The 23813-nt window shown below is 48.2% G+C and carries 15 protein-coding genes; 12 read left to right on the top strand and 3 right to left on the bottom strand.

Features of this window, described 5'->3' with window-relative positions:
• The first annotated feature begins 124 nt into the window (after positions 1-124).
• The 5 genes from EL84_RS15985 (at position 125) to EL84_RS16005 (ending at position 6277) form a co-directional block, all read left to right on the top strand.
• Positions 125-739 (top strand): NADPH-dependent FMN reductase, encoded by a 615-nt coding sequence (locus tag EL84_RS15985; RefSeq protein ID WP_047842331.1) that lies wholly within the window; start codon positions 125-127, stop codon positions 737-739.
• A gap of 14 nt (positions 740-753) precedes the next feature.
• The gene (locus EL84_RS15990; RefSeq protein WP_047842332.1) at positions 754-3180 is read left to right on the top strand and encodes a flavocytochrome c; all 2427 of its coding nucleotides are present in this window, start codon (positions 754-756) and stop codon (positions 3178-3180) included.
• Between the two features lie 258 nt (positions 3181-3438).
• Complete coding sequence (locus EL84_RS15995; protein WP_047844227.1) at positions 3439-4248, top strand: alpha/beta hydrolase; 810 nt, start codon at positions 3439-3441, stop codon at positions 4246-4248.
• A gap of 46 nt (positions 4249-4294) precedes the next feature.
• Complete coding sequence (locus EL84_RS16000) at positions 4295-4822, top strand: MarR family winged helix-turn-helix transcriptional regulator (protein WP_047842333.1); 528 nt, start codon at positions 4295-4297, stop codon at positions 4820-4822.
• A gap of 105 nt (positions 4823-4927) precedes the next feature.
• Positions 4928-6277 carry an FAD-binding oxidoreductase gene (locus EL84_RS16005; protein ID WP_036609785.1) on the top strand — a complete coding sequence of 450 codons (1350 nt, stop codon included), beginning with the start codon at positions 4928-4930 and terminating at the stop codon, positions 6275-6277.
• A gap of 172 nt (positions 6278-6449) precedes the next feature.
• Here the strand turns inward: EL84_RS16005 and EL84_RS16010 are convergent, their stop codons facing one another.
• The 3 genes from EL84_RS16010 to EL84_RS16020 form a co-directional block, all read right to left on the bottom strand.
• Positions 6450-6746, bottom strand: a complete 297-nt coding sequence (locus EL84_RS16010) for a putative quinol monooxygenase (RefSeq protein ID WP_036609783.1) — start codon at positions 6744-6746, stop codon at positions 6450-6452.
• 64 nt (positions 6747-6810) lie between these two features.
• Positions 6811-7461: a nitroreductase family protein gene (locus tag EL84_RS16015; protein WP_036609781.1), complete on the bottom strand. Its 651-nt coding sequence runs from the start codon at positions 7459-7461 to the stop codon at positions 6811-6813.
• A gap of 27 nt (positions 7462-7488) precedes the next feature.
• On the bottom strand, positions 7489-7908 hold the full coding sequence (locus EL84_RS16020) for a MarR family winged helix-turn-helix transcriptional regulator (RefSeq protein WP_036609779.1): 420 nt from the start codon (positions 7906-7908) through the stop codon (positions 7489-7491).
• Positions 7909-8329: 421 nt separating this feature from the next.
• Between EL84_RS16020 and EL84_RS16025 the strand changes: the two genes are divergently transcribed.
• From EL84_RS16025 to EL84_RS32745, 7 genes are all read left to right on the top strand, one after another.
• A complete protein-coding gene (locus tag EL84_RS16025) occupies positions 8330-10351 on the top strand; it encodes an AraC family transcriptional regulator (protein WP_047842334.1) in 2022 nt (673 codons plus the stop codon).
• Positions 10352-10402: 51 nt separating this feature from the next.
• Positions 10403-12004 carry an AraC family transcriptional regulator gene (locus tag EL84_RS16030; protein ID WP_047842335.1) on the top strand — a complete coding sequence of 534 codons (1602 nt, stop codon included), beginning with the start codon at positions 10403-10405 and terminating at the stop codon, positions 12002-12004.
• Positions 12005-12112: 108 nt separating this feature from the next.
• Positions 12113-13093, top strand: a complete 981-nt coding sequence (locus EL84_RS16035; protein ID WP_036609773.1) for an ABC transporter substrate-binding protein — start codon at positions 12113-12115, stop codon at positions 13091-13093.
• Positions 13094-13906, top strand: coding sequence for a (2Fe-2S)-binding protein (locus EL84_RS16040; RefSeq protein WP_047842336.1), 813 nt, complete (start codon positions 13094-13096; stop codon positions 13904-13906).
• 235 nt (positions 13907-14141) lie between these two features.
• A complete protein-coding gene (locus EL84_RS16045) occupies positions 14142-14663 on the top strand; it encodes a TetR/AcrR family transcriptional regulator (protein WP_036670036.1) in 522 nt (173 codons plus the stop codon).
• A gap of 74 nt (positions 14664-14737) precedes the next feature.
• Positions 14738-15697 (top strand): SDR family NAD(P)-dependent oxidoreductase, encoded by a 960-nt coding sequence (locus EL84_RS16050; RefSeq protein WP_047842337.1) that lies wholly within the window; start codon positions 14738-14740, stop codon positions 15695-15697.
• A gap of 352 nt (positions 15698-16049) precedes the next feature.
• Positions 16050-23795, top strand: coding sequence for a beta strand repeat-containing protein (locus tag EL84_RS32745; protein WP_152683032.1), 7746 nt, complete (start codon positions 16050-16052; stop codon positions 23793-23795).
• Positions 23796-23813: the final 18 nt, after the last annotated feature.

Consider the following 23813-nt stretch of genomic DNA (forward strand, 5'->3'; position numbering starts at 1 on the left):
AATTAGTTATCAAACTGCAATGAATAACTATTAGATCATTTGAGCTTTGATATGTTAGAGTTAGGCCGAAAGATTGAGCCTGACAGTTACGAGCATCATCTCGAATGACAGAGAGGGGATTACGATGAACTATTTAGCTATCGTGGGCACAAATTCGGATGTGTCAACTAACCGCATGCTGCTTCAATTTATGCAAAAGCATTTTGCTAGTGAAGCCCAGATTGACTTGTTTGAAATTAAGGATTTGCCTGCCTTTATTGAAAAAGATGAATTAGAGGATGCTGAAGTTGATATTCCTGTGAAGGTACAAGACTTATTAGATCAAATCTCTAAAGCGAAAGGTGTCATTATCGCTACTCCTGAGTATGACCATGCAATCCCTGCCGTTCTGAAAAGTGCGCTGGAATGGATCAGTTATACCACTCAAACCTTGAAAGACAAGCCTGTTCTGATTGTGGGTGCTTCACATGGTGCGCTCGGTTCTTCCAGGGCACAAGCGCATCTTAGACAAATCCTGGATTCGCCTGAGCTTGGTGCGAGAATGATGCCTAGCAGCGAGTTTCTTTTGGGAAAATCCCAGAGTGCATTTGATAGCAGTGGTAATCTCATTGACGCTCAAAAAGTGGCCGAGCTTGACGAAATCTTCAATGAGTTTATTTTGTTTACGGAGATCACTACGGAACTGTTATCAAAAAGGACGTTGAAGAAAAAAACGAAAAAATTTTCCTGGCAAGAGTAGGGGGGCTAATCACAATGAAAATCATAGCGATCGTTGGCACAAATGCAAAGAAATCGTATAATCGCAAGCTGCTTCAATTCATACAAAAGCATTTTGAGTCCAGAGCAGCCATTGAAATCCTCGATATTACAGATGTTCCGATGTTTAATCAGTCCGATAACCAAACAAACAGTGTAATTATACAATCGTTTAATGAAAAAATTATCGCAAGTGATGGTGTCATTATTGCGACTCCAGAATATAACCATTCCATCCCTTCATCCCTTAAAAGCCTGCTGGAATGGTTGAGCTTTGAAATCCATCCGCTGGCTGGCAAACCCGTGATGATCATAGGTGCGTCACAGGGAACACAAGGTTCCTCGCGTGCACAACTGCATCTTCGTCAAATCCTGGATGCACCAGGTGTCGAAGCTAACGTGATGCCAGGGTATGAATTTTTGCTTGGCAGCGCACATAAAGCATTTGACGAATCAGGCAACCTGAACAATGAAGGAACGATCGATTTCCTGGAAACATGTTTCCTGCGGTTCCTTCGGTTTGCCAAAATTTCAAATCAGCTGAACGAAGAAGAAGAATTCACTTATAATCCCGGTGTGTATGAGATCAATGCTATAGGTCACAGTGGCAATCTGCCGATGAAGGTATCCTTTAGTGAAAATAGAATTGAAAGCATCGATATCGATTCGAAGGGTGAAACCGAAGGCATCGCCGATGTTGTTTTTGTAAGAATTCCGAATAAAATCATTGAGGGACAGACGCTGAATGTAGATGCTCTCTCAGGTGCTTCTGAAACCAGTAATGCTGTCATCAATGGTGTAGCCAAAGCGGTTAAGCTTGCCGGAGTGAATCCTGACATCCTGAAAAGACGTCCAAAACCTGCTAGCAGCCAGATGAAAGATGACGAAGAATACACTTGCGATGTGGTCGTTGTAGGTGGAGGTGGCGCAGGACTCAGTGCTGCTGCTACAGCTTTACAACAAGGAGCAAGTGCGATTGTACTTGAGAAATATCCTGCTGTTGGGGGGAATACGATCCGCTCAGGTGGTCCTGTCAATGCTGCAGATCCTGTATGGCAACAACAGTTCACTGAGAATCCAGGGGAAAGACAGACGATTGAGAATTTATTAAGTACCGATGAGAGCTTGATCCATCCAGAATATGTAGATGATTTCCATGCACTCAAAGAAGAGTTTACTGCATATCAGGATAAGTTCGGCACAGAAAAGGCTTATTTATTCGACTCCCCACTTTTTCACAGAATGCAAACGTATTTTGGGGGCAAACGTACAGACCTGAATGGGAGCATGATCTATGGACAATACGATCTGGTCAAAGTACTTACAGACCGTGCCTTGGAAAGTGTAAGGTGGCTTGAGGATATCGGGGTTGAGTATGATAAGAGTATCGTATTTGCTCCAGTGGGTGCCCTTTGGCGTCGTGGCCATAAACCTGTCAAAAGTTATGGCTCTGCCTTTATCATTGCACTTAGCAAATATGTAGAAGAGCATTCAGGAAAAATTATTACAGATAGCCCGGTCAAACAATTGATCATCGAAGATGGAAAAATAACAGGTGTTATCGCAACAGGTGTCAATGGTCAGAACATAACCATTCATGCCAAAGCCGTTGTGCTTGCCAGCGGCGGTTTTGGTGCAAATACACAGATGCTCAAGGAATATAACACATACTGGAGCCATATTGACGATGATATCAAAACAACAAATTCCTATGCGATGACTGGTGATGGAATATCGCTCGGTAAGAGTGCAGGAGCAGCGCTGACAGGCATGGGCTTCACTCAAATGATGCCGGTAGCCGATCCGGATACGGGCGAACTCTTCAGTGGACTGCAAGTACCGCCTGAAAACTTTGTCATTGTTAATAAAAAGGGAGAACGATTTGTTAATGAATTCTCTGGACGAGATGTCTTAACGAAAGCAGCTATCGAGCAGGGAAGTTTATTTTACCTGATTGCGGATGACGAGATCAAGAAAACGGCAGCGAACACAAGCCAGGAAAAGATAGATCAGCAAGTAGAAGCGGGTACTCTGTTTAGAGCCGATACGATAGAAGAACTGGCAGTGAAAATCAATATGGAACCTGAAGTTCTTAGAAATACAATTCATAAGTATAACTCATATGTGGATGCGGGCTTTGATCCGGAGTTCCATAAGGATACGTTTAGCTTAAAAGTCGAGAAGTCTCCATTCTATGCTACGCCTAGAAAACCGGCAGTTCACCATACAATGGGTGGTATCAAGATCGATACCCAAACTCGCGTATTGGATGAAAACGGTCAGCCGATTGCACATCTGTATGCCGCTGGGGAAGTTGCAGGAGGTATACATGCAGGCAACCGTTTAGGCGGTAATGCCTTGACGGATATATTTACTTTTGGACGAATCGCTGGTAAGACTGCCGTTGATGAGATAAATGATTAGAATGTAACCTAAAAGCCCCCCACTAAACACAAGGATTCTCGAGTGTTTAGTGGTTTTTTTATGATGCATAGCAGTGATACTATTTATTTGAAAGCGCTTTAAATTTATTGTAGACAACAGCTATGTCGGATGATATATTGTTTCTATAAGAAACAATATTATTTTTGAGAAAAACAATAATAAACGTGTCCATGGTAGGGCGGAGGAAACGATCTCTCGGAACTTATGTTTGGACACCACAAAAAGGACGGGGAAACGATGACTAAAATCGAGACAAGCATTCAATCCTTTGACGGTACACAGCTTTATTTCAGCAAGGATACAGTAGAAAATGCAAAAGCCGCTGTCGTCATTGTTCACGGACTAGCTGAGCATGCAGGGCGCTACGATTATTTGACAGAGAAGCTGAATCAGCGCGGGTTTAGCGTGTATCGCTTCGATCATCGGGGTCATGCCAGATCCGAGGGACAGCGTACCTTCTATAAAGTATTTGATCATCTAATTGAAGATGTTCATGTCATTGTCGAGGCGGCATTGCAAGAGAGCGGTGATCTTCCGCTGTTTGTCATCGGACATAGTATGGGCGGTTTTGCAACCTCGTCCTTTGGAACGAAATATCCAGGCAAGGTCAAAGGCATCGTACTATCCGGAGCGCTCACTCGTTACAATACAAAAGTTGCCGGAGAACTGCCGATGGATCTTCCTACAGGCACGTATTTCCCAAATGAGCTGGGCAGCGGCGTATGTAGTGATCCCGCAGTTGTATCCGCTTACGCGAATGACCCACTGGTTGAAAAGCAGATCTCTGTAGATTTATTTAACAGTCTGGGAAATGGCATAACATGGCTCAAGGAGAACGCCAAGCAGTTTACAGATCCCGTGCTTGTACTGCATGGGGCCAATGATGGACTGGTCAGCGAAAAGGATTCCCGTGACTTTTACGGCGATATCGCTTCAACAGATAAAACACTTAAAATTTATGCTCATCTGATGCATGAGATATTTAATGAACCGACTCGTGATGATGTTATTGAAGAAGCGATTACATGGATTGAAAAACGGATCTGATTTCAATAGAGTAAGAGAGAGAATCTGAATATGAAAGGAATTACGCATGAAATTAGATTGGATGGGCGACCATCGGGAACTGATTGAGAAAATTATCAAATACGGTAATGCGTACTCAAACACCTATAAGCTGCAGCGAAGTTATGGTACAGACATGATGTTCTCGGCTTCACAGATTCAGACGCTGGAATACATTCTGGAAGCCGAGGACAAGGAAGAGAAGATGTCGGAGATGGCCGCACGTCTGGGTGTAAGCCGCAGTACATTTTCCAAGAACGTGAAGAATCTGACGGAAAAAGGCCTGCTCGAAAAATTTCATTTAAGCGGTAACCGCAAAGACATTTACGTCAAACCTTCGGAGAAAGGTCGCGAGGTATATGCGAAGTATACCGAATTTGTAAGGGAGCTTTGCTTTGATGAGATTTTCAAGTATGCAGATCAGATTTCAGAAGCGGATAAGCAGAACTTTGTTCGCATCATGGATCTGTTTGCCGACGTGCTCGTCTGGTATGGTGAAAAAGAACAGGAAGCGCGCAAGTTAATCAGAATTGATTCCTCTGAAACGCAACCTTGAAATTTAAGGCAACAGCCCATTCCCTCCGCGAATGTCCGTCATACAGTATAAAGTGCTTGATGCAGCAGAGGCTGTAGGACAATTATTCAGCAGGGAGTGGGACGTGTGAAATCATCAACAAAGCTTACCGGACGGGTTATTTATAAAGGAGATCCGGGATATGAAGCGGCGCGCAAGAACTGGGACCCGCATACGGACAAATTTCCCAAAGTGTTTGTATTTGCCCAACGGACGAAGGATGTATCCAATGCTATCCGATGGGCTCGTGAAAACAATGTACCGATCAGGCCGCGGAGCGGCAGACATGCGCTTGAAGTGAATCTTTCACAGGTGAATGGCGGTATCGTGATTGATGTGAGTGATCTGAATTCCATCAAGCTTGATAAAAAAAATGGAACGGTTGTTGTTGGAACAGGAAACCGAGTGGGAAGAATTGCAAATACCCTTGCCAAGCAAGGTTTCATAGCTCCTTTTGGTGACAGCCCTACTGTAGGGATCGGTGGAATTACATTAGGTGGGGGAATTGGGCCTCTCCAGCGTACCATCGGTCTTATCAGTGATAACCTGCTTGAAGTGGAGATGGTGGACGCCAAAGGAAAAGTGATTCGGGCCAATAAAAATCGTAATTCGGATCTCTTTTGGGCCTCGCGGGGAGGGGGCGGTGGTAACTTCGGAGTATACACCCGCTACAAATTCAAAGTGCGCCGTGCTCCAGCGAAAGCAACTGTATTTAAGATTACCTGGCCATGGGCTCAATTCGAAAAGGTGCTCAAAGTATGGCAGAGGTGGGCTCCCTCTGTGGATACAAGACTGGGCAGCGAGTTGTCCATCGGACCGAAAAAGGGTGGCAATGTCGTCATGGAGGGGCTGTTCCTAGGGTCAAAAACAGAGGCACTCCGTCTATTGCAGCCGATTACAAGTGTTGGCACACCGACAAGTTCCATTGTTCGTTTGTTACCTTACACGGAAGTTGTGAAGTTCTTATTACAACCTGATCCGACCGAGACTCAACGGTATAGCAACCAGTTCTCGTCCGGTTTTGGACGAAAACCATTCCCCGACAAAGCCATTAAATCGATGCGCGCATTCTTGGAGAACCTGGAAGAGGGGCCAGGCGGATTCTATTTCCTCAACTGGGGCGGAGCAGTAAGTCGCAAATCACCTAGATCAACCGCCTTCTTCTGGCGTAAAGAGAAGTTCTATGTGGAATGGACCAGTACGTGGCTCAAACCATCCCATGCCGCCAAAAATATCGCACTCGCTCGTAATACTCGCAAGAAATTGCAACCATACATTGTGGGTTCCTACATCAACGTTCCAGACCAAGGGATCAAGAATTCCGGTCCAGTGTACTATGGAGCCAACTATGCCAGACTGCGGAGAGTCAAAGCCAAGTATGACCCGAAAAATGTGTTTAACAATCCGCAAAGCATTACTCCGGCTCGGATAGTGTAGTCCATGTTCACTTGTTTAATACCTCTTCAATGAGTGAAGAAAACACGCCTTAATTGGCGTGTTTTTTGTTGAAATGAACTTATTTTCAAAAAGAAACTAAAAAGCCGCCCTCGGTCATATGACCAAGAGCGGCTTCTTCACATGTTAAATACGCACGGCAGTTAAAGCGCTGTTAAGCTTTAACTTGTTCTCCAGCAAATACTTCAACGTTCATTGGAGCGGCCATGAATGCTGCTGCTTGTTGAACAAAAGCTTGGAAATGCGCGCTTGTGTTGTGGGAAGCTGTAGCAGCTTCATCTTTCCACAGCTCGATCATCGTGTATTGTTGTTCGCGTTCTGTGCTTTTTGCCAAATCGTAGCTGATGTTACCTTCTTCTTGACGTGTAGCAGCCATCAGTTCTTTCGCAGCTGCGAGGAATGCTTGCTCTTGGTCCGGTTTAACTTGCAGATGAGCGTGAATGATAATCATAATGTATAACCTCCATATTGTGTTTGTTTGGAATGTGTTAAGAAAGGGGAAACCGTCCCTAATATTATGCCCAAGTTGTGATTGTTTCTACTGGCAGACGGTAGGAAGGATGACCTTCTTTGGCCGATTTACCAATCGAGATCAACATAACGGGTTGATAACGTTCTTTGTCCATGCCGAACGCTTCTGCGATTTGATCTTTCTCATAACCACCAATTGGGTTGGTATCATAACCGTGAGCACGTGCTACAAGCATTAATTGCATGGAAGCAAGTCCAGCGTCGATCATATTAACTTCGCGAATAGCGGAAGCAGGCATATTTTCATAATAAGGCAATACTTTTGATAGTTGCATATCTTTAACTTCTTGTGGCATATAACCGAGTTCTACGGCTTTGCCAAAAATTTCTTCCATATGTTCCGCGTTTTTCATGTCAATGAATACGCCAATGACTGCGGAGGAAGTCAACACTTGATTTTGATTAAATCTCGCAAGTGGAGCAAGCTTTTCTTTACCTTCAGTCGTATCTACAACCAGAAAACGCCAAGGCTGCAAATTGATCGAAGATGGTGCACGGGAAGCTTCTGACAGAATTTCAGTCATTTCTTCACGGCTAATTTTCACTTCAGGATCGTAAAGTTTAACAGAACGACGACCGTAGGTGATTTCGTTAAAATCATTGGTTTTTTGGAATTTGCTTTGAATTGTACTCATGCATGGATCTCTCCTCTATATATGGGTTTAGAAATTGTTCTGCATACGTTCCAGGAAATCGGCGAGTGATTGAACTTCGTCTTCACTGAAATCCTGTAAAATCTGGTTGATAAAATTGGTCTTCTCAGCTTTGTAGCCTTCAATCTGCTTCCGACCGTGGTCCGTCAAACGAACAAAAGTGACCCGATTATCATCGGGATTCTTACGTCTTGTAACCATCAGGTCCGCCTCAAGCTGTTTCAAGTGGCGTGTAATCGCAGCACTATCAATGTTAATGATTTTCTGCAGCATGGATTGGTTAATCTCATCGACCTGATCCAGTTCATGCAGAATTTCAAAGCGAGAGGAACTGATACCTGTACAGCGTTCGAACTTGGGACTGAGTTTGTTACCCAACACGTTCAACAGATTGATGATTTGTTCTTCTTTGGAAACAATACGTGTCATGACTAGACCTCCCGGGTGAATCTGAATCATGAACAACGGCGTATGTTAACCAATGATTAATGTTGCAGTATACAATGCCATTGCCTAATGATTATTTGGATGCTCTCGAATCATTGATGTATCAATATTTGATGCGTCAATCATTGATGGCTCAATTAATATATCATGCCTTTTATGATTTTGCAACAGGTTAGAAAATGTTGCTGATTCTAGAGTTATTATCCCGCTACGTATACATTGCAGTCCATATATGTTGTCCAAATGGGTAAGTTAATATTGATTGTGCATGTTATTGAGAATTGTTATCAATTGATTTATAATGAAATGAAATATACATACTGAGCGAAAATTACAGGCTCTTCATAAAGAGTAGCAAGAAGGTATGTCGATGTAATATGGCGGGAGGGAAAGTACAGCGGATATGAATTTGAATGATCACATCAGGTTGTGGAATCATGTTTTTGTCAAAATACTGGATGTACGCCAAAACGCTTTGCATCCTGGGGAGAAGTTGAAGAATTATCAACTACCAGCAAGTACCTATCTATATATCACCGACGGAAGTGCACGGATACGAATGGATCAACACAGATACATCGTGGAGGGATTCCACATCATTCATGGAGGCAAGCAGGCGTATTTAAATATGGAGACGGATTCGGGCGTGGCGTATTATATGATTTTGTACAAAGCCATCCTAGCCTTGCCCTGTGGGATGGAAATTCAGTATCTGATGGACCATGAACGTCCGTTTCAGGACCAATATGCACTTGTACCAACCCGTCCGCTACACATGTATCAGTGTATGGAGGAATTGAAACAGGAGTGGGAGCAGTCTACTAAGCTTGCAAAGTTACATGCCAAAACCTTATTTCATCAATGGGTATATCTTTTATTGACAGACTTACACGAACAATCCATTCAGCCACATAAACCGGATACGGTCACACAGGCTATTGAATATATGAATGCTCATCTCCATGAGCCCATAGCTCTTGACGTAATGGCAGAAGCAATGGAATGCAGTGTGGGGCACTTGTCGAGGCTGTTCAAACAAAAGTTAAACATCAGTCCCATCCAGTATCTTGGACAGATTCGAATGGAGAGGGCCGCACATCTTCTGGTGCATACCAGTGCAACGCTGCAACAGATTGCAGAACAGATCGGCTATCCGGATGCACATTCACTGAGCCGCAGTTTCAAAAAAATAAAAGGGCTTTCTCCAATTCGCTACAAAAAAGGAGTAAGCCAACGGTTAAACAAGTCGAGACACCCATTGGTATTGAACAACAAACAAGATTTGCCCAGTGTAATGCAAGAAAATGCCCTTCAATCGCTACATTCCTCTCTATATAATGATATTGATTATCAATATCAAAAGAGTGTTGGAGGGGAATTAATAATGCAAGGAAAATTCAAAATGACAGCACTAAGCATGATGTTGTGTCTCACGTTATTGCTCACGGCCTGTTCCAGTCCAGCGCCGTCTGCAAGTGGTACGCAAACAGAGACCAATGCGACTACTACACAATCGGGTAACCAGGCAACGGAGGCAGGGAAATCGACTGCACAGCCGGAGACGCGGACCGTCTCTACAATGAGGGGAGATGTGGTAATCCCGGCCAATCCGCAGCGTGTTGCTTCAGATCAATATATGGGGTACCTGCTGAAACTGGGCATAGTACCGGTTGGTGTAAGAACATTTATGCTGAACGAAGGATGGATTGAAAAGTCTGGCATTGCTACTGATGTTATAGCGGGTATTGAGGATTTGGGAGGAGAGTTCCCAATGAATCTGGAGAAGTTAGTGTCACTTGAGCCGGATCTCATCATCGGTTCCATTGATAAAAATATTGAGGATTACGAAAAAATTGCAACGACCGTCTTTTTACCTTATTGGGAAGGTGATAAAACTTCTGGCCCACTGGAAAAGCTGCGCCGGATTGCTGGTGTTTTTGGAAAAGAGAAGGAAGCAGAGCAATGGATCACGACATATGAAAAGAATATCGAAGAGACTAAGAAGCAGATTGATGGTGTAATTAAAGAAGGCGAGACTGTATCCATCATACAAATAGGGTACAAAGCGTTGTATGTACTTGGTGCAGAAGGCGGGAACTATGGTAGTTCCACGATCTATGAGATGCTGAAACTGCCTCCAACTCAGCAAGCACTCGAAATGAAGGATGGATTCGAGACGATCTCCCTTGAAGTACTGCCTGAGTATATGGGAGATCATATCTTCTTATATGGTTCGGGTAGTGAGGACGCCAAAGAGATCCTGAACAGCGAGGTTTGGAAACGTCTGCCTGCTGTGCAGAAAGGACAAGTCTACGCCTATGGTTCCTTGGATGGTACAGAGGATGAGTTCGTCATGGAAGATCCCTATTCACTGGAGTTGCAGTTGGATAGTATAAAGAATTTACTATTGGGAGCTGAAAAATAGAGTGTAATCAGTTCACATAGAATCGGATCAGAACAGGGAGGGGACGTGAGCATGGAGGAAAATGATTGGATCAAACAACTGGAGCAACTACATTTCTCTGCTGTCCACGTCTGCCATTACTCTAGCAATCCGGGGGCTGTTCAGCGTCGGATCTGGAAAAGGTTCGCCATTTGCAGGGTCATCGCTGGCAAGGGATCTTTGTCTATGGATAACATTGTACATACGGTATCTCAAGACGAGTGGTTTTTGTTGAAGCCAGGAATGCATGTGGAGTTTCAGACGGATATGGAAGCACCTGTCCGATATCAGATCATTTTATTTTCCTGTGTTACACTTACCCGGCGTAAGAATGCTTGGCATACCGAGGCATTTGATCTCCCTGTGACGGGCAAGCTTAATGTTCCTTCCAATACACGTGATATTCAGGAGATGATGGATACCCTGATGAGTGGAAAACACTCGTTTACTAGTCTGGAAAAGACGCGCAGGAAACATCTTTTGCATCAGTTGTTGATTCAGTTAATGATGCACGTGAAAGAAGCAACTCCCCCTGTAGCGGGGATGGATTTGGCACTTGATTATATGACGCATCAGTATAGGGAAGACATTCGAATTGATCAGATGGCCCGCATGGCAGGGCTTAGTGTGAATCATTTTATAAGAACATTCAAACGGCAATTAAATATGACCCCGATTGAATATATCCTGAAACTACGTATGGCAAAGGCCAAGCAGCTGTTATTTTCTTCAGATAAAATCAAGGAAATTGCGGAGCAAGTGGGTTATAAGGACGAGCACTATTTCAGCAGAGTTTTCAAGAAAAACGAAGGAATCGCCCCAACGTTGTATATGAAAAATAAAGTGAATCGCATTGCCACCTTGTATTACGGGTTGGACGATTATGTGATAACGCTTGGTTTGAGGCCAGTATCCGCTTTATCCTATGGTCAGAGGGTGGCTCGACATGTTGCCATACCTGCGCTTCAAGCACACAGTCATCAGGGACTTATTCTGGATAGCTTCAATCAGAACTATGATGATTTGAGGCGAGTCCAACCGGACCTGATCATTACAAGTGATCGTTTGGAGCCAAATGACTCCCTGCATCGTATCGCGCCTACCACCATGCTGGAGCACACCAACCATTTTGGGGAGAGGCTTCTGTATATGGCGGACATTATGGGCCGCACCGAACAGGCCGTACAGTGGATAGAACAACATGCTGAACTGAGCCGGGTTCTTCGAGGGCGCATTCAATCGAGGTGGGGGAAACAGAGTGTCATGTTCATCCGGGTGACTTCTCATTTCTACCGAATGTATGGATTGAACAACCAGACAGGGGCCCTGTTGTATGATGATCTGGGATTTTATTTGCCTCGTGATTTTCCTGAACAACAGTGGGCTGTAGAGAGCAAAGTTTGCGATTTGCAGTTATACGACGCGGATCATGTGTTTGTAATGGTCGACCCGACAGAAGAGGCACGTGCTCAACTGGGGCAATTGCAGCAATCCAGTGCATGGTTGGCATTAAAGGCTGTTCAAGAAGGCCATGTATATAATGCAGGAGATATTTTCTTCAAAACGCTGGGTCCCACCGGACGAATGTGGGCCATGCGATATGTGGCAGAGCAACTTGGGGTTACCTTACGGTGATATTGTGCAAGAGAAGAGAGTGGAATAATCCATGGTAAGCCTGTATGCTTTTCCCTACTATAGTGATAATGATTATTATTATTAAATAGTAGAGGGGATTTACTACAAATGGTAAGACAGAGAGCAACAACGATGATACTGTTGGCCCTGCTTGTGCTCGTTCTGACGGCATGTAGCAAGGCATCAGAAGTAACAGAAGCAACGCCTCCGCAACAGGATACACCTGTGGAAGAGAGTGGTACGCAAACGATTGAGCATCTTAAAGGAACAACGGTTGTACCGCAAAAAATAGAGCGTATGGTGGTATTATCTGCTGCTTACATCGATCACATGTTGACGATTGGTGAGAAACCAGCAGGCGTTAATGTAGAAGTTCGTTACGGAGGAGATTATTTGCCTTACTTTGCAGATCAGCTTGCCGGCATTCCAACGGTAGGGTCTGCAGACAGTCCTAACCTGGAGGCTATCCTTCAGATTGATCCGGATGTCATCGTTATTGAGAGTCGAACTGCGGAGAGTACGTATGATCAGTTGGAGAAAATCGCTCCGACGATTGTACTTGGTACTGAATGGCTGGATTTTGTTGATGATACAACATATTGGACACAGGATCTGTTGACCATTGCCGGGATGTACAACAAAGTGGATCTGGCAAAAGAAAAGATAGCCGAGGTAGAGCAGCAGGCGAAGCAATTAAAAGCGAAGATCGAACAACTGGATCAAAAAAAGTTGGCTTATCTGCGTGTAAGAGAGAAGACCTTACAAATTTACGCGGCAAAAGGACATCCAACCAACACACTTTTGTATCATGATCTTGGATTTGTGCCAACGACTGTGACACCTGCCGAACAACGTGAGGACCTGTCCATGGAGAAAATTGCAGATGTGGATGCTGATTTCGTAGTTCTGGAGATTGACCCGAATGCCGACGAGTATGTAAACAACATCAACGCAAGCTCACTCTGGAAGGCAGTGCCGGCTGTCGGTGCAGATCAGGTCTATACGACAGACTCGTTCTGGTTGTTTAAGGGCTGGGGAGCGATTGGGCGAAGCGAGATTATCAACGAAGTTGAAGAGATGATTCAATAGATGAGACATTATCCAAGACATGATTATTCAGAGATGTCGGAAGTTTTACAGCAATTTTTTGTGACGACGATCCAAGTGGACTGCGATGATTCCAAGTATCCTTTCCGTGTGAAGGATCTGCTGAATGAAGAGAAACGAAACTTGATATTGCGTGAACAGGCTATGCAGCAAGGGCTTCAATTGGGCGGAAGAGGAAGTGCGGCCGTCGGTACACTTTTTGCCAAACGTTACTCCGTATTCGTGATGTCCGTAATTTCAGCATTCAGTCTATACGATACTATACTTAGCGTTGCAGACGATGATGTGCGGTTTGAATTGAATGGTGCAGGTGGCATGCGATATGAGACTCTGCTGGAGAGAACCTCTCTGGAGGGTGAAGATCCTGTTCAGCGCAGGTCAGAGAGTGGCTTGCTCAAGAAAAGAGTGCTGCTACATCTGGAACCTGTCCTGCGAGCGGTAGCCGTCGCTACAAGAGCGAGCGATAAGGTCATGTGGTCTCTGGTTGCCCATAATGTGCAACAATTGTATGCACGTATGATCAATGATCAGAGCATTTGGAAGACAGATGAACGGCTTGCAAAGATTCAAGAAGATCAAAGCCTCTGGCTGGATCGGCAAAACGATAATGCATGTACATTTGCCAATGAGCTACAGCGCTTCGAACATTCCGGGTGGCAGGGACCTCCGTTCCTGCTACGCCGATATTGTTGTTTGGCTTATCTGGTTGGAAACGGAAGTCATACACATGGGTATTGTGACAGTTGTCCGAAGCTGGATTCGGAATCCCGATTGCGTAAACTTCTTCAGCAGTGAACAGACACTCTTGTACCGCATGGTACGAATCTGTTTCAGACAAACCATGTTCTCTTCGGTTTCCAGTGGATAGAATCTATGATCGACAAGTTACACAACCTGCAGCGGCTTGAGCCAGCGTCTGCGGGTTTGTTGGCTTTGTACAAGGTCACGATACCTTTGCATTGAGGGATAGTATTCGTTATACTTCAAGCTATTGATCAATTAATCACTAACTATTGGAGGGCGGATTATCATGGCAAAGGATAAAGCAGCGTCGGTTAACCGGCGAAATGATATTATCTCTGCAGCAATTGACGTCTTCGCGGAAATTGGCTATTATCGTGCCACCACAGCCCAGGTGGCTGAACGGGCACAGATCTCACAGCCGTATATATTTCGTTTTTTCAAAACAAAAGAAGCTTTATTATTAACTGCAATTGAGGTCTCATGGACACGGGTGATTGATTCGTTTCGAATTGTGGTGGAGATGGCGACACCAGATCAGTTAGAGAATGATCTCATTGAAGCCTATGATAAGATTCTGGAATCGCACAAGAGCGAGATCTTGCTTCAGATGCAGGCGCAAACGATCCGGGAGGAAGTCATTCGTCAGGCTATGCAAAAAGGCATTAGTGATGTAAGAGCCATGGTACTGGAAGCTTTCACCGTTGCAGGAATTGCTGAACCGCTAAAAAGAACCATGATTTTTCTGGCAATCGGGATGTTGTGTAATGTATCTAATGCACTGGATATGCCAGAGTTGAAGGAACGATAGAGAGGGAGGTAAAGTCCCTTTTTATATTTTAGTTATTGATCAATCACTAAATGGATGAAAGAGGTCGATCTACGATGAAAAGAGCTATTGTGATTGGAGCCACAGGTGGAACAGGTGCAGCAATTACGGAGGAATTGATTAGACGAGGGATTTCAACGATCGCATTTGGGCGCTCCCGTCAAAAGTTGGAGCAACTTGCGGTAAAATTGGGATATCCGGATCACCTGCTAATTGCAGTTGGAGATGCATTTCGGTCGGAGGATATTATTGCTGCTTCCCAGGGTGCCGATGTCATATTTCATAGTGCGAATGTCCCTTATAACGAGATGGAGAGCAGGCTGATTCCGCTCGGTGAATCTGTGATGGCGGCGGCAGAACACTTGGGTCTGAACGTGGTTGTTATAGACGGAATCTATCCCTATGGCAGAAGACAAATGAACGAGGTAACCGAAGAACATCCGAAACAGCCACATACCCGCAAAGGCAAGACACGACTTGCCTATGAACAGATGTTATTCAGCACAAGTTGGAGCAGAGCTCAGGTGATGATCGTTCGTTTGCCAGATTATTATGGCCCATCGGCTAATCAAGCTTCCTATCTGGGTTCAACCCTTGAAGCGATAGCAAAAGGAAAGATGGCTTTTTTTATCGGGAATATGAACGTGCCGAGAGAGTATATTTATTTGCCGGATGCTGCGGTCATGGTGGTGGAGCTGGCAAGCAGAGAGATGACGTATGGACAGAACTGGAACATTCCTGGATCGGGGATCATCTCGGGTCATGACATCGTGCGATTGGCACAGAAGGCTGCAGGAAGAAGTAAACCTGTGATGGCGTTAGGAAGAGTGGGATTGTCTTTGATTGGACTAGGTGTACCCGTTATGAAAGAAATTGTAGAAATGTTATATCTGACTGAGGAACCCCTGATTCTGAGTAGACAGAAGTATGAGGAACGGATTGGCCCGGTTGTGGCAACATCTTTTGAGGAAGGAATTGCGTTGACGATTAAGGAGTTGGAGTTGCAGGGGGAGTAGAGGGGAATATATTTTTTGGAGAAAAGTAATTGATTGATCACTAACTGTGAAGGTTTCATAGGTATATTGAATAGGGGGGCGCACAAAGCTAGTCCAGGGCATAGAGTGTACTATTGTAAAATGCGGGGATTTGACGTGGTGTACAAGGAGGGGGGATTCTCTTGTGAGCGGTATATCCAAAAGGAAACGCAAAATTTCCTCAATCAGTACAGGTAAACGGAAAGCAAAAAAATCAAAAAAGCACTCTATCCCAAAGAAGAAGAGTAAGTCTTGTAAGAAAAGCAGACGTAAATGCAAAAAAAAGAAAAGTCACAGGATTCCTTTCCTTCGCGGCCCACGGGGTTATCAGGGAATGAGAGGATTCACTGGAGCAACAGGTGCTACTGGGTTAACTGGAGACCCTGGGTATCCCGGCATATGGGGAGCAACCATTTTAACAGGACGGACCGGAGTAACCGGAACCACGGGAAGTACCGGAATAACTGGAGTCACAGGTGCAACAGGAGCAACTGGAATTACCGGAATTACCGGAATTGGTGTTACAGGCGTGACCGGTGCTACAGGAAATACCGGTATAACCGGCTTTACAGGTCCAACTGGAGTTGCAGGATCAGCTGGGGCTACCGGGTTCACTGGAGCAACTGGTTCAACTGGAATTGGTGTGATGGGACTAACGGGATCTACTGGTGAAACAGGATTCACAGGAGTTACAGGTTCGACTGGCCCAACCGGAGCGACGGGTCTAATAGGTATTACGGGTGCGACTGGATTAACGGGAAGTACTGGCGAAATTGGAATCACAGGCCCGTCCGGAGCAACAGGAACAACTGGTATTACTGGAACCACAGGTACCACAGGTATCACAGGAGTCAGTGGCGTAACTGGAACGACAGGTACTACGGGCGCGACCGGCCCAACCGGTGAGACAGGTATCACCGGAGTTACAGGCGCTACAGGATTTACTGGGGCGATAGGAGCAACGGGAAGTACGGGTCCAACTGGAAATACTGGCATAACCGGCATGACAGGGATAACAGGTGCGATCGGCGCAACTGGTGCCACTGGGGAAACGGGACTTACTGGTACGACAGGCCCCACTGGGGGGATCGGGTCTACGGGAGTTACTGGTGTAACCGGAACTACAGGAAGTACTGGAATAACAGGTAATACTGGTGAAACAGGATCAACAGGTACTACCGGATTACCTGGCGTTACGGGTACCACGGGTGTAACCGGTTCTACTGGAATTACAGGCCTCACGGGAATTACTGGAGCAACTGGTGCTACTGGCACAACCGGAGTCACAGGTACGACTGGTGCGTCAGGACCCACCGGGGATACAGGAGTAACGGGAACTACCGGTACCACAGGAATAACTGGCGTTACCGGAGCAACTGGCGCCACTGGAGAGACGGGTCTAACTGGGAACACCGGCACTAATGGAGAAACGGGTACCACCGGAGTTACAGGTGCTACAGGATCTGCTGGGGCGATAGGGGCAACGGGAAGTACAGGTACAACCGGCGTTACAGGCATAACCGGCAATACTGGTGTAACAGGAGCCACAGGAATTACTGGAGCAACTGGAACTACTGGAGATACAGGTCCAACAGGGGTCACAGGAACGACAGGTGTGACGGGATCAACTGGCGCAACTGGAGAAACAGGGTTCACAGGACTAACGGGAGTTACCGGTCCAACAGGAACGACAGGGTTAACAGGGGTAACCGGAATCACCGGTGAGACTGGAGCCACAGGGATTACAGGTACAACTGGACTAACTGGCATTACTGGAACCACGGGTATCACAGGCGTGACCGGAGCTACCGGACTGACTGGTGTCACTGGGGAAACGGGTCTAACAGGAGGTACAGGTGCAACTGGTATTACAGGTCCTACGGGTGCGACTGGGATCACAGGAATCACGGGTACAGCTGGTGTAACTGGCCCAACAGGTGCGACTGGAGAAACAGGAAGTACAGGTTCCATTGGAGTAACCGGCGCAACCGGAACAACTGGTGCAACTGGAGAGACGGGGCTAACAGGAGTCACAGGTGTCACCGGGGAAACGGGTCTAACTGGGGCTACAGGTGTAACGGGCTCAACCGGTTCGACTGGCCCAACAGGAGAGACAGGACTAACAGGTATAACTGGAAGTACGGGTGCGACGGGAACAACTGGTGTTACAGGTGCAACCGGAGTTAGTGGCACAACAGGAATTGCTGGTGTAACTGGCGCGACAGGACTCACCGGGGCTACTGGTTCAACTGGTAATACCGGAGCTACTGGCATAACCGGGGTCACCGGCGAAACAGGGCCAACCGGCACAACTGGCTTAACTGGCGTTACGGGTACAATTGGTGTGACCGGAGCAACAGGCGTCACTGGAGAGACAGGAGCTACAGGTCTGACGGGAAATACAGGACCAACGGGTGTCACCGGATTTACGGGTCCAACAGGTGAAACAGGAATCACTGGAGTTACAGGCCCTACTGGAGCAACCGGCTCAATCGGAACTCCTGGAGATACAGGTTCAACAGGGGTCACAGGTACGACTGGTGTGACGGGATCGACCGGTGCAACTGGAGAAACGGGAATTACAGGTGCGGCTGGACTAACTGGCATTACCGGAACCACGGGCGTCACAGGAGGTACCGGAGCTACAGGAATTACGGGAGCGACCGGAACCACGGGCGTTACTGGGGAGACTGGTCTAACAGGGAACACAGGTGTAACGGGACCAACCGGCACGACTGGTTTAACTGGCGTAACGGGACTTACTGGTGTGACCGGAACTACTGGCACTAGTGGCATAACGGGAACAACTGGTATTACGGGAGTAACCGGAGCAACAGGTGTCACTGGAGAGACGGGTCTAACAGGAGGTACAGGTGCAACTGGTATTACAGGTGCTATGGGTGCGACTGGACTAACTGGTATTACCGGAACCACGGGTACAGCTGGGGTAACGGGCCCAACAGGTGCCACTGGAGCAACAGGAAGTATAGGTGCCACGGGAGTAACCGGAACAACTGGTGTAACTGGAGAGTCGGGTCTAACAGGAGTCACTGGTGTCACCGGGGAAACGGGTATAACTGGGGCCACAGGTGTAACGGGCCCTACCGGATCGACTGGCCCTACAGGAGAGACGGGGTTAACCGGGGTCACAGGTCCGACTGGTGTGACGGGACTGAACGGTGCAACTGGAGAAACTGGAATTACAGGTACAACTGGACTAACTGGCATTACTGGAACCACGGGTATCACAGGCGTGACCGGAGTTACCGGACTGACTGGTGTCACTGGGGAAACGGGTCTAACAGGATTCACAGGCGCGACGGGACCGACGGGATCGACTGGGGCGACAGGAGCAACCGGAATTACAGGTATCTCGGGAGTGACTGGCGTAACCGGAACGACAGGTGTTACTGGAGAAACAGGGTTCACAGGACTGACGGGAGTGACCGGGGCCACTGGTGTTACTGGGGAGACCGGTCTAACAGGAAACACAGGTGTAACGGGCCCTACCGGTTCGATTGGCCCAACTGGTGAAATAGGACCAACCGGCACGACTGGCTTAACTGGCGTTACGGGTACAATTGGTGCGACCGGAGCAACAGGCGTCACTGGAGAGACGGGTCTAACTGGGAGCACAGGAGCCACAGGAATTACCGGAGCTACCGGAACTACGGGGGCTACAGGAAACACCGGAACGACAGGTGTTACTGGAGAAACAGGGTTCACAGGAATAACGGGAATTACTGGAACGACGGGAGCAACTGGCGTCACTGGAGAGACAGGAGCAACCGGCTCAATCGGAACTACTGGAGATACAGGTTCAACAGGGGTCACAGGTCCGACTGGTGTGACGGGCCCTACCGGTTCGACTGGCCAAACTGGTGAAACAGGACCAACAGGCACAACGGGTGCAACTGGTATTACAGGTCCTACGGGTTTGACTGGAGAAACAGGAAGTACAGGTGCCACGGGAGTAACCGGCGCAACCGGAACAACTGGTGCAACTGGGCTAACAGGAGTCACTGGTGTCACCGGGGCTACAGGTGTAACGGGATCTACCGGTTTGAATGGCCCAACAGGAGAGACAGGACTAACAGGTATAACTGGAAGTACGGGTACGACGGGAACAACTGGTGTTACAGGTGCAACCGGAGTTAGTGGCATAACAGGAATTGCTGGTGTAACTGGCACGACAGGACTCACCGGGGCTACTGGTTCAACTGGTAATACCGGAGCTACTGGCATAACCGGGGTCACCGGTGAAACAGGGCCAACTGGCACGACTGGCTTAACTGGCGTTACGGGTACAATTGGTGTGACAGGAGCAACAGGCGTCACTGGAGAGACGGGTCTAACTGGGAGCACAGGTACGACTGGAGTTACTGGTATAACTGGTCCGACAGGCACTACAGGACTAACAGGGAATACTGGTGAAACAGGACCAATAGGTACGACTGGAGCTACAGGTCCAACAGGGGTGACAGGTACGACTGGTGTGACGGGATCAACTGGAGAAACAGGGTTCACAGGACCAACCGGTGCGACTGGCTTAACTGGAGTTACGGGTACAACAGGTGCGACTGGAGCCACTGGGGTCACCGGTGAAACGGGTACGACTGGAGAAACGGGAAGTACGGGTACTACGGGAGCTACTGGTGTAGCAGGCACAACTGGTATCACAGGGGAAACAGGTCTAACAGGAATTACTGGTCCAACTGGTGTTACGGGATTAACTGGAGCCACGGGCACGACAGGACCAACAGGACCAACCGGACCAACCGGAGCCACTGGTGTGACTGGCATAACCGGAGTCACAGGTACGACTGGAGTTACAGGAGCAACGGGGAGTACGGGTTCCACAGGAATAACTGGCGTATCCGGGCCGACTGGTGCTACTGGAATTACTGGCCAAACTGGTGTGACAGGATCAACCGGAGTTACGGGAGTAACTGGACTTACTGGATTAACTGGGGAGACGGGTCTAACCGGGATTACAGGTGCGACTGGTGCTACTGGAATTACTGGGGCAACCGGTCCAACGGGTATTACTGGTGAAACAGGAATAACCGGCACGACCGGCGTAACTGGCACTACGGGTGTGACTGGAGCTACTGGAATTACCGGCGCCACTGGCACAACTGGCCAAACTGGTGAGACGGGAGTAACTGGACTTACTGGGGTTACAGGTACTACTGGAATTTCTGGAACGACGGGAGCAACTGGAGAGACGGGTCTAACTGGTGTCACAGGTACGACTGGTGTGACGGGGCCCACCGGGACTACTGGAGCAACAGGAACCACGGGCATTACAGGAGTGACGGGTGTAACAGGCGCTACCGGTACGACAGGTGTAACGGGACCAACCGGTGCCACTGGGGAAACAGGTATAACAGGGGTTGCAGGAACGACTGGGGCAACCGGAACTACGGGAGTTACTGGCGTAACCGGCTCGACTGGAGAGACGGGTGCAACAGGCGTTACCGGCACGACAGGTACAACAGGACCAACCGGAGCCACTGGTGCGACTGGCATAACCGGAGTTACAGGTACGACTGGTACTATAGGGGCAACCGGTCCAACGGGTATTACTGGTGAAACAGGAGCCACCGGCACGACCGGCGTAACTGGCATTACGGGTGTGACTGGAGCTACTGGAATTACCGGCGCCACCGGCATAACTGGCCAAACTGGAGAGACGGGTCTAACAGGGGTCACAGGTACGACTGGAGCAACGGGAACTACGGGACTTACTGGTGTAACCGGCGCGACTGGTGCCACTGGCATAACTGGCACAACTGGCCAAACTGGAGAGACGGGTGTAACAGGGGTCACAGGTACGACTGGTGTAACGGGACCCACCGGGGCTACTGGAGCAACGGGAACTACGGGAGTTACTGGTGTAACCGGCGTGACTGGTGCCACTGGCATAACTGGCACAACTGGCGTAACTGGCGTTACGGGTACAACAGGTACGACTGGAGCAACAGGAACCACGGGTATTACAGGAGAGACGGGTGTAACAGGCGTTACAGGCACGACAGGTGTAACGGGACCGACCGGAGCAACTGGGGCTACAGGACTCACAGGTGTATCAGGAGCCACAGGCACAACAGGAGTTACGGGTATCACAGGTGTGACCGGTGCTACAGGAACTACAGGTACAACGGGTGTAACAGGAGCCACCGGAAGTACTGGTTCAACAGGAGCTACAGGATTAACAGGTGTAACTGGGACAACAGGAACTACAGGTGCAACGGGCACCACCGGAAGTACCGGCACAACAGGAGTAACTGGACTTACTGGGGTTACAGGTAATACAGGATTTACTGGAACGACAGGAGCCACTGGTGCCACTGGAGAGACGGGTGTAACAGGGGTCACAGGTACGACTGGTGTGACGGGGCCCACCGGGGCTACTGGAGCAACAGGAACCACGGGCATTACAGGAGAGACGGGCGTAACAGGTGCCACCGGTACAACAGGTGTAACGGGACCAACCGGTGTTACAGGAGCCACTGGGGCAACCGGAACTACGGGAGTTACTGGCGTAACCGGCTCGACTGGAGAGACGGGTGCAACAGGACCAACCGGAGCTACTGGTGCGACTGGCATAACCGGAGTCACAGGTACGACTGGCATAACCGGAGTCACAGGTACGACTGGTGCTACAGGGGCAACCGGTCCAACGGGTATTACTGGTGAAACAGGAGCAACCGGCACGACCGGCGTAACTGGCATTACGGGTGTGACTGGAGCTACTGGAATTACAGGAGCCACCGGCACAACTGGTCAAACTGGAGAGACGGGTCTAACAGGGGGCACAGGTACGACTGGTATGACGGGACCAACCGGGGCTACTGGAGCAACGGGAACTACGGGAGTTACAGGCGTAACCGGAGCGACAGGAACTACGGGTGCGACTGGTGCCACTGGTACAACTGGCGTAACTGGTGTTACGGGTACAACAGGTACGACTGGAGCCACTGGGATCACAGGTGTGACTGGAGCAATAGGAACCACGGGTATTACAGGAGAGACGGGTGTAACAGGCGTTACAGGCACGACCGGCGCGACGGGAACAACAGGAAGTACGGGAACAACAGGAACCACGGGTATTACTGGCGTGACCGGAGCAGCTGGGGCTACAGGGCTCACAGGTGTATCAGGAGCCACAGGCACAACAGGAATTACGGGTATTGCGGGGGTGACCGGTGCTACAGGAACTACAGGTACAACGGGTGTAACAGGTGCCACCGGAAGTACTGGTTCAACAGGAGTTACAGGTATAACTGGCGCGACCGGAACAACTGGAGAAACAGGAATAACGGGAGCTACAGGACTAACTGGTGTAACTGGGACAACAGGAACTACAGGTGCAACTGGGCTTGCCGGAGTTACGGGAACTACTGGGGTTACAGGCATCACAGGAGCCACCGGCCCGACTGGACCAACTGGGGCTAATGGAATTACGGGGGCAACCGGTGTAACGAGTGCAACCGGAGCTACGGGTGCCACTGGAGCAACAGGCATAACAGGAACTACCGGTGCGACTGGGGCAACGGGGCTGACAGGAGCCACGGGCCCAACCGGCCCCAATTTTGCAACACAAGGGTTCTCGGCATTCCTGGCTACACTTTCGACAGCAACCAGCACTCAGTTAACCAACTGGACGACTACGGCTCCCTATTACGGTAATGCCAACTTCAATGCAACCACAGGAAACTATACCGTCCCGGTAACCGGAAGATACTCAATTGTGGCCACGATCAATTATGCAACGACTGCAGCGATTGCCCTATCTCTGGGTGCTGGGGTTAACCCAGCCTTTCTTGTACAGAGAACATCACCTACGGTAACGACACTTGTCAGTGGTTTGTTGCCCGTCCTAAATGTCGCGATTACGCTACTTACACTGCGGGCAGTGCTGGGAAGTGGTTCAGTGACTTTGGCAGTGGAAGTCGCATTGAATGCGGGAGATGTGATTGGACTGTTCTATGCTGCAAACGGGTTGACGATTACATTGAACCTTGGCAGTGGTGCTACAAATGGCATTGTGTGGTCTGTGCATGAGATCACCTAAACACTTCTCAACGGATTG

The sequence above is a fragment of the Paenibacillus sp. VT-400 genome, from assembly GCF_001029205.1.
GTDB classification, from domain to species: domain Bacteria; phylum Bacillota; class Bacilli; order Paenibacillales; family Paenibacillaceae; genus Paenibacillus; species Paenibacillus amylolyticus.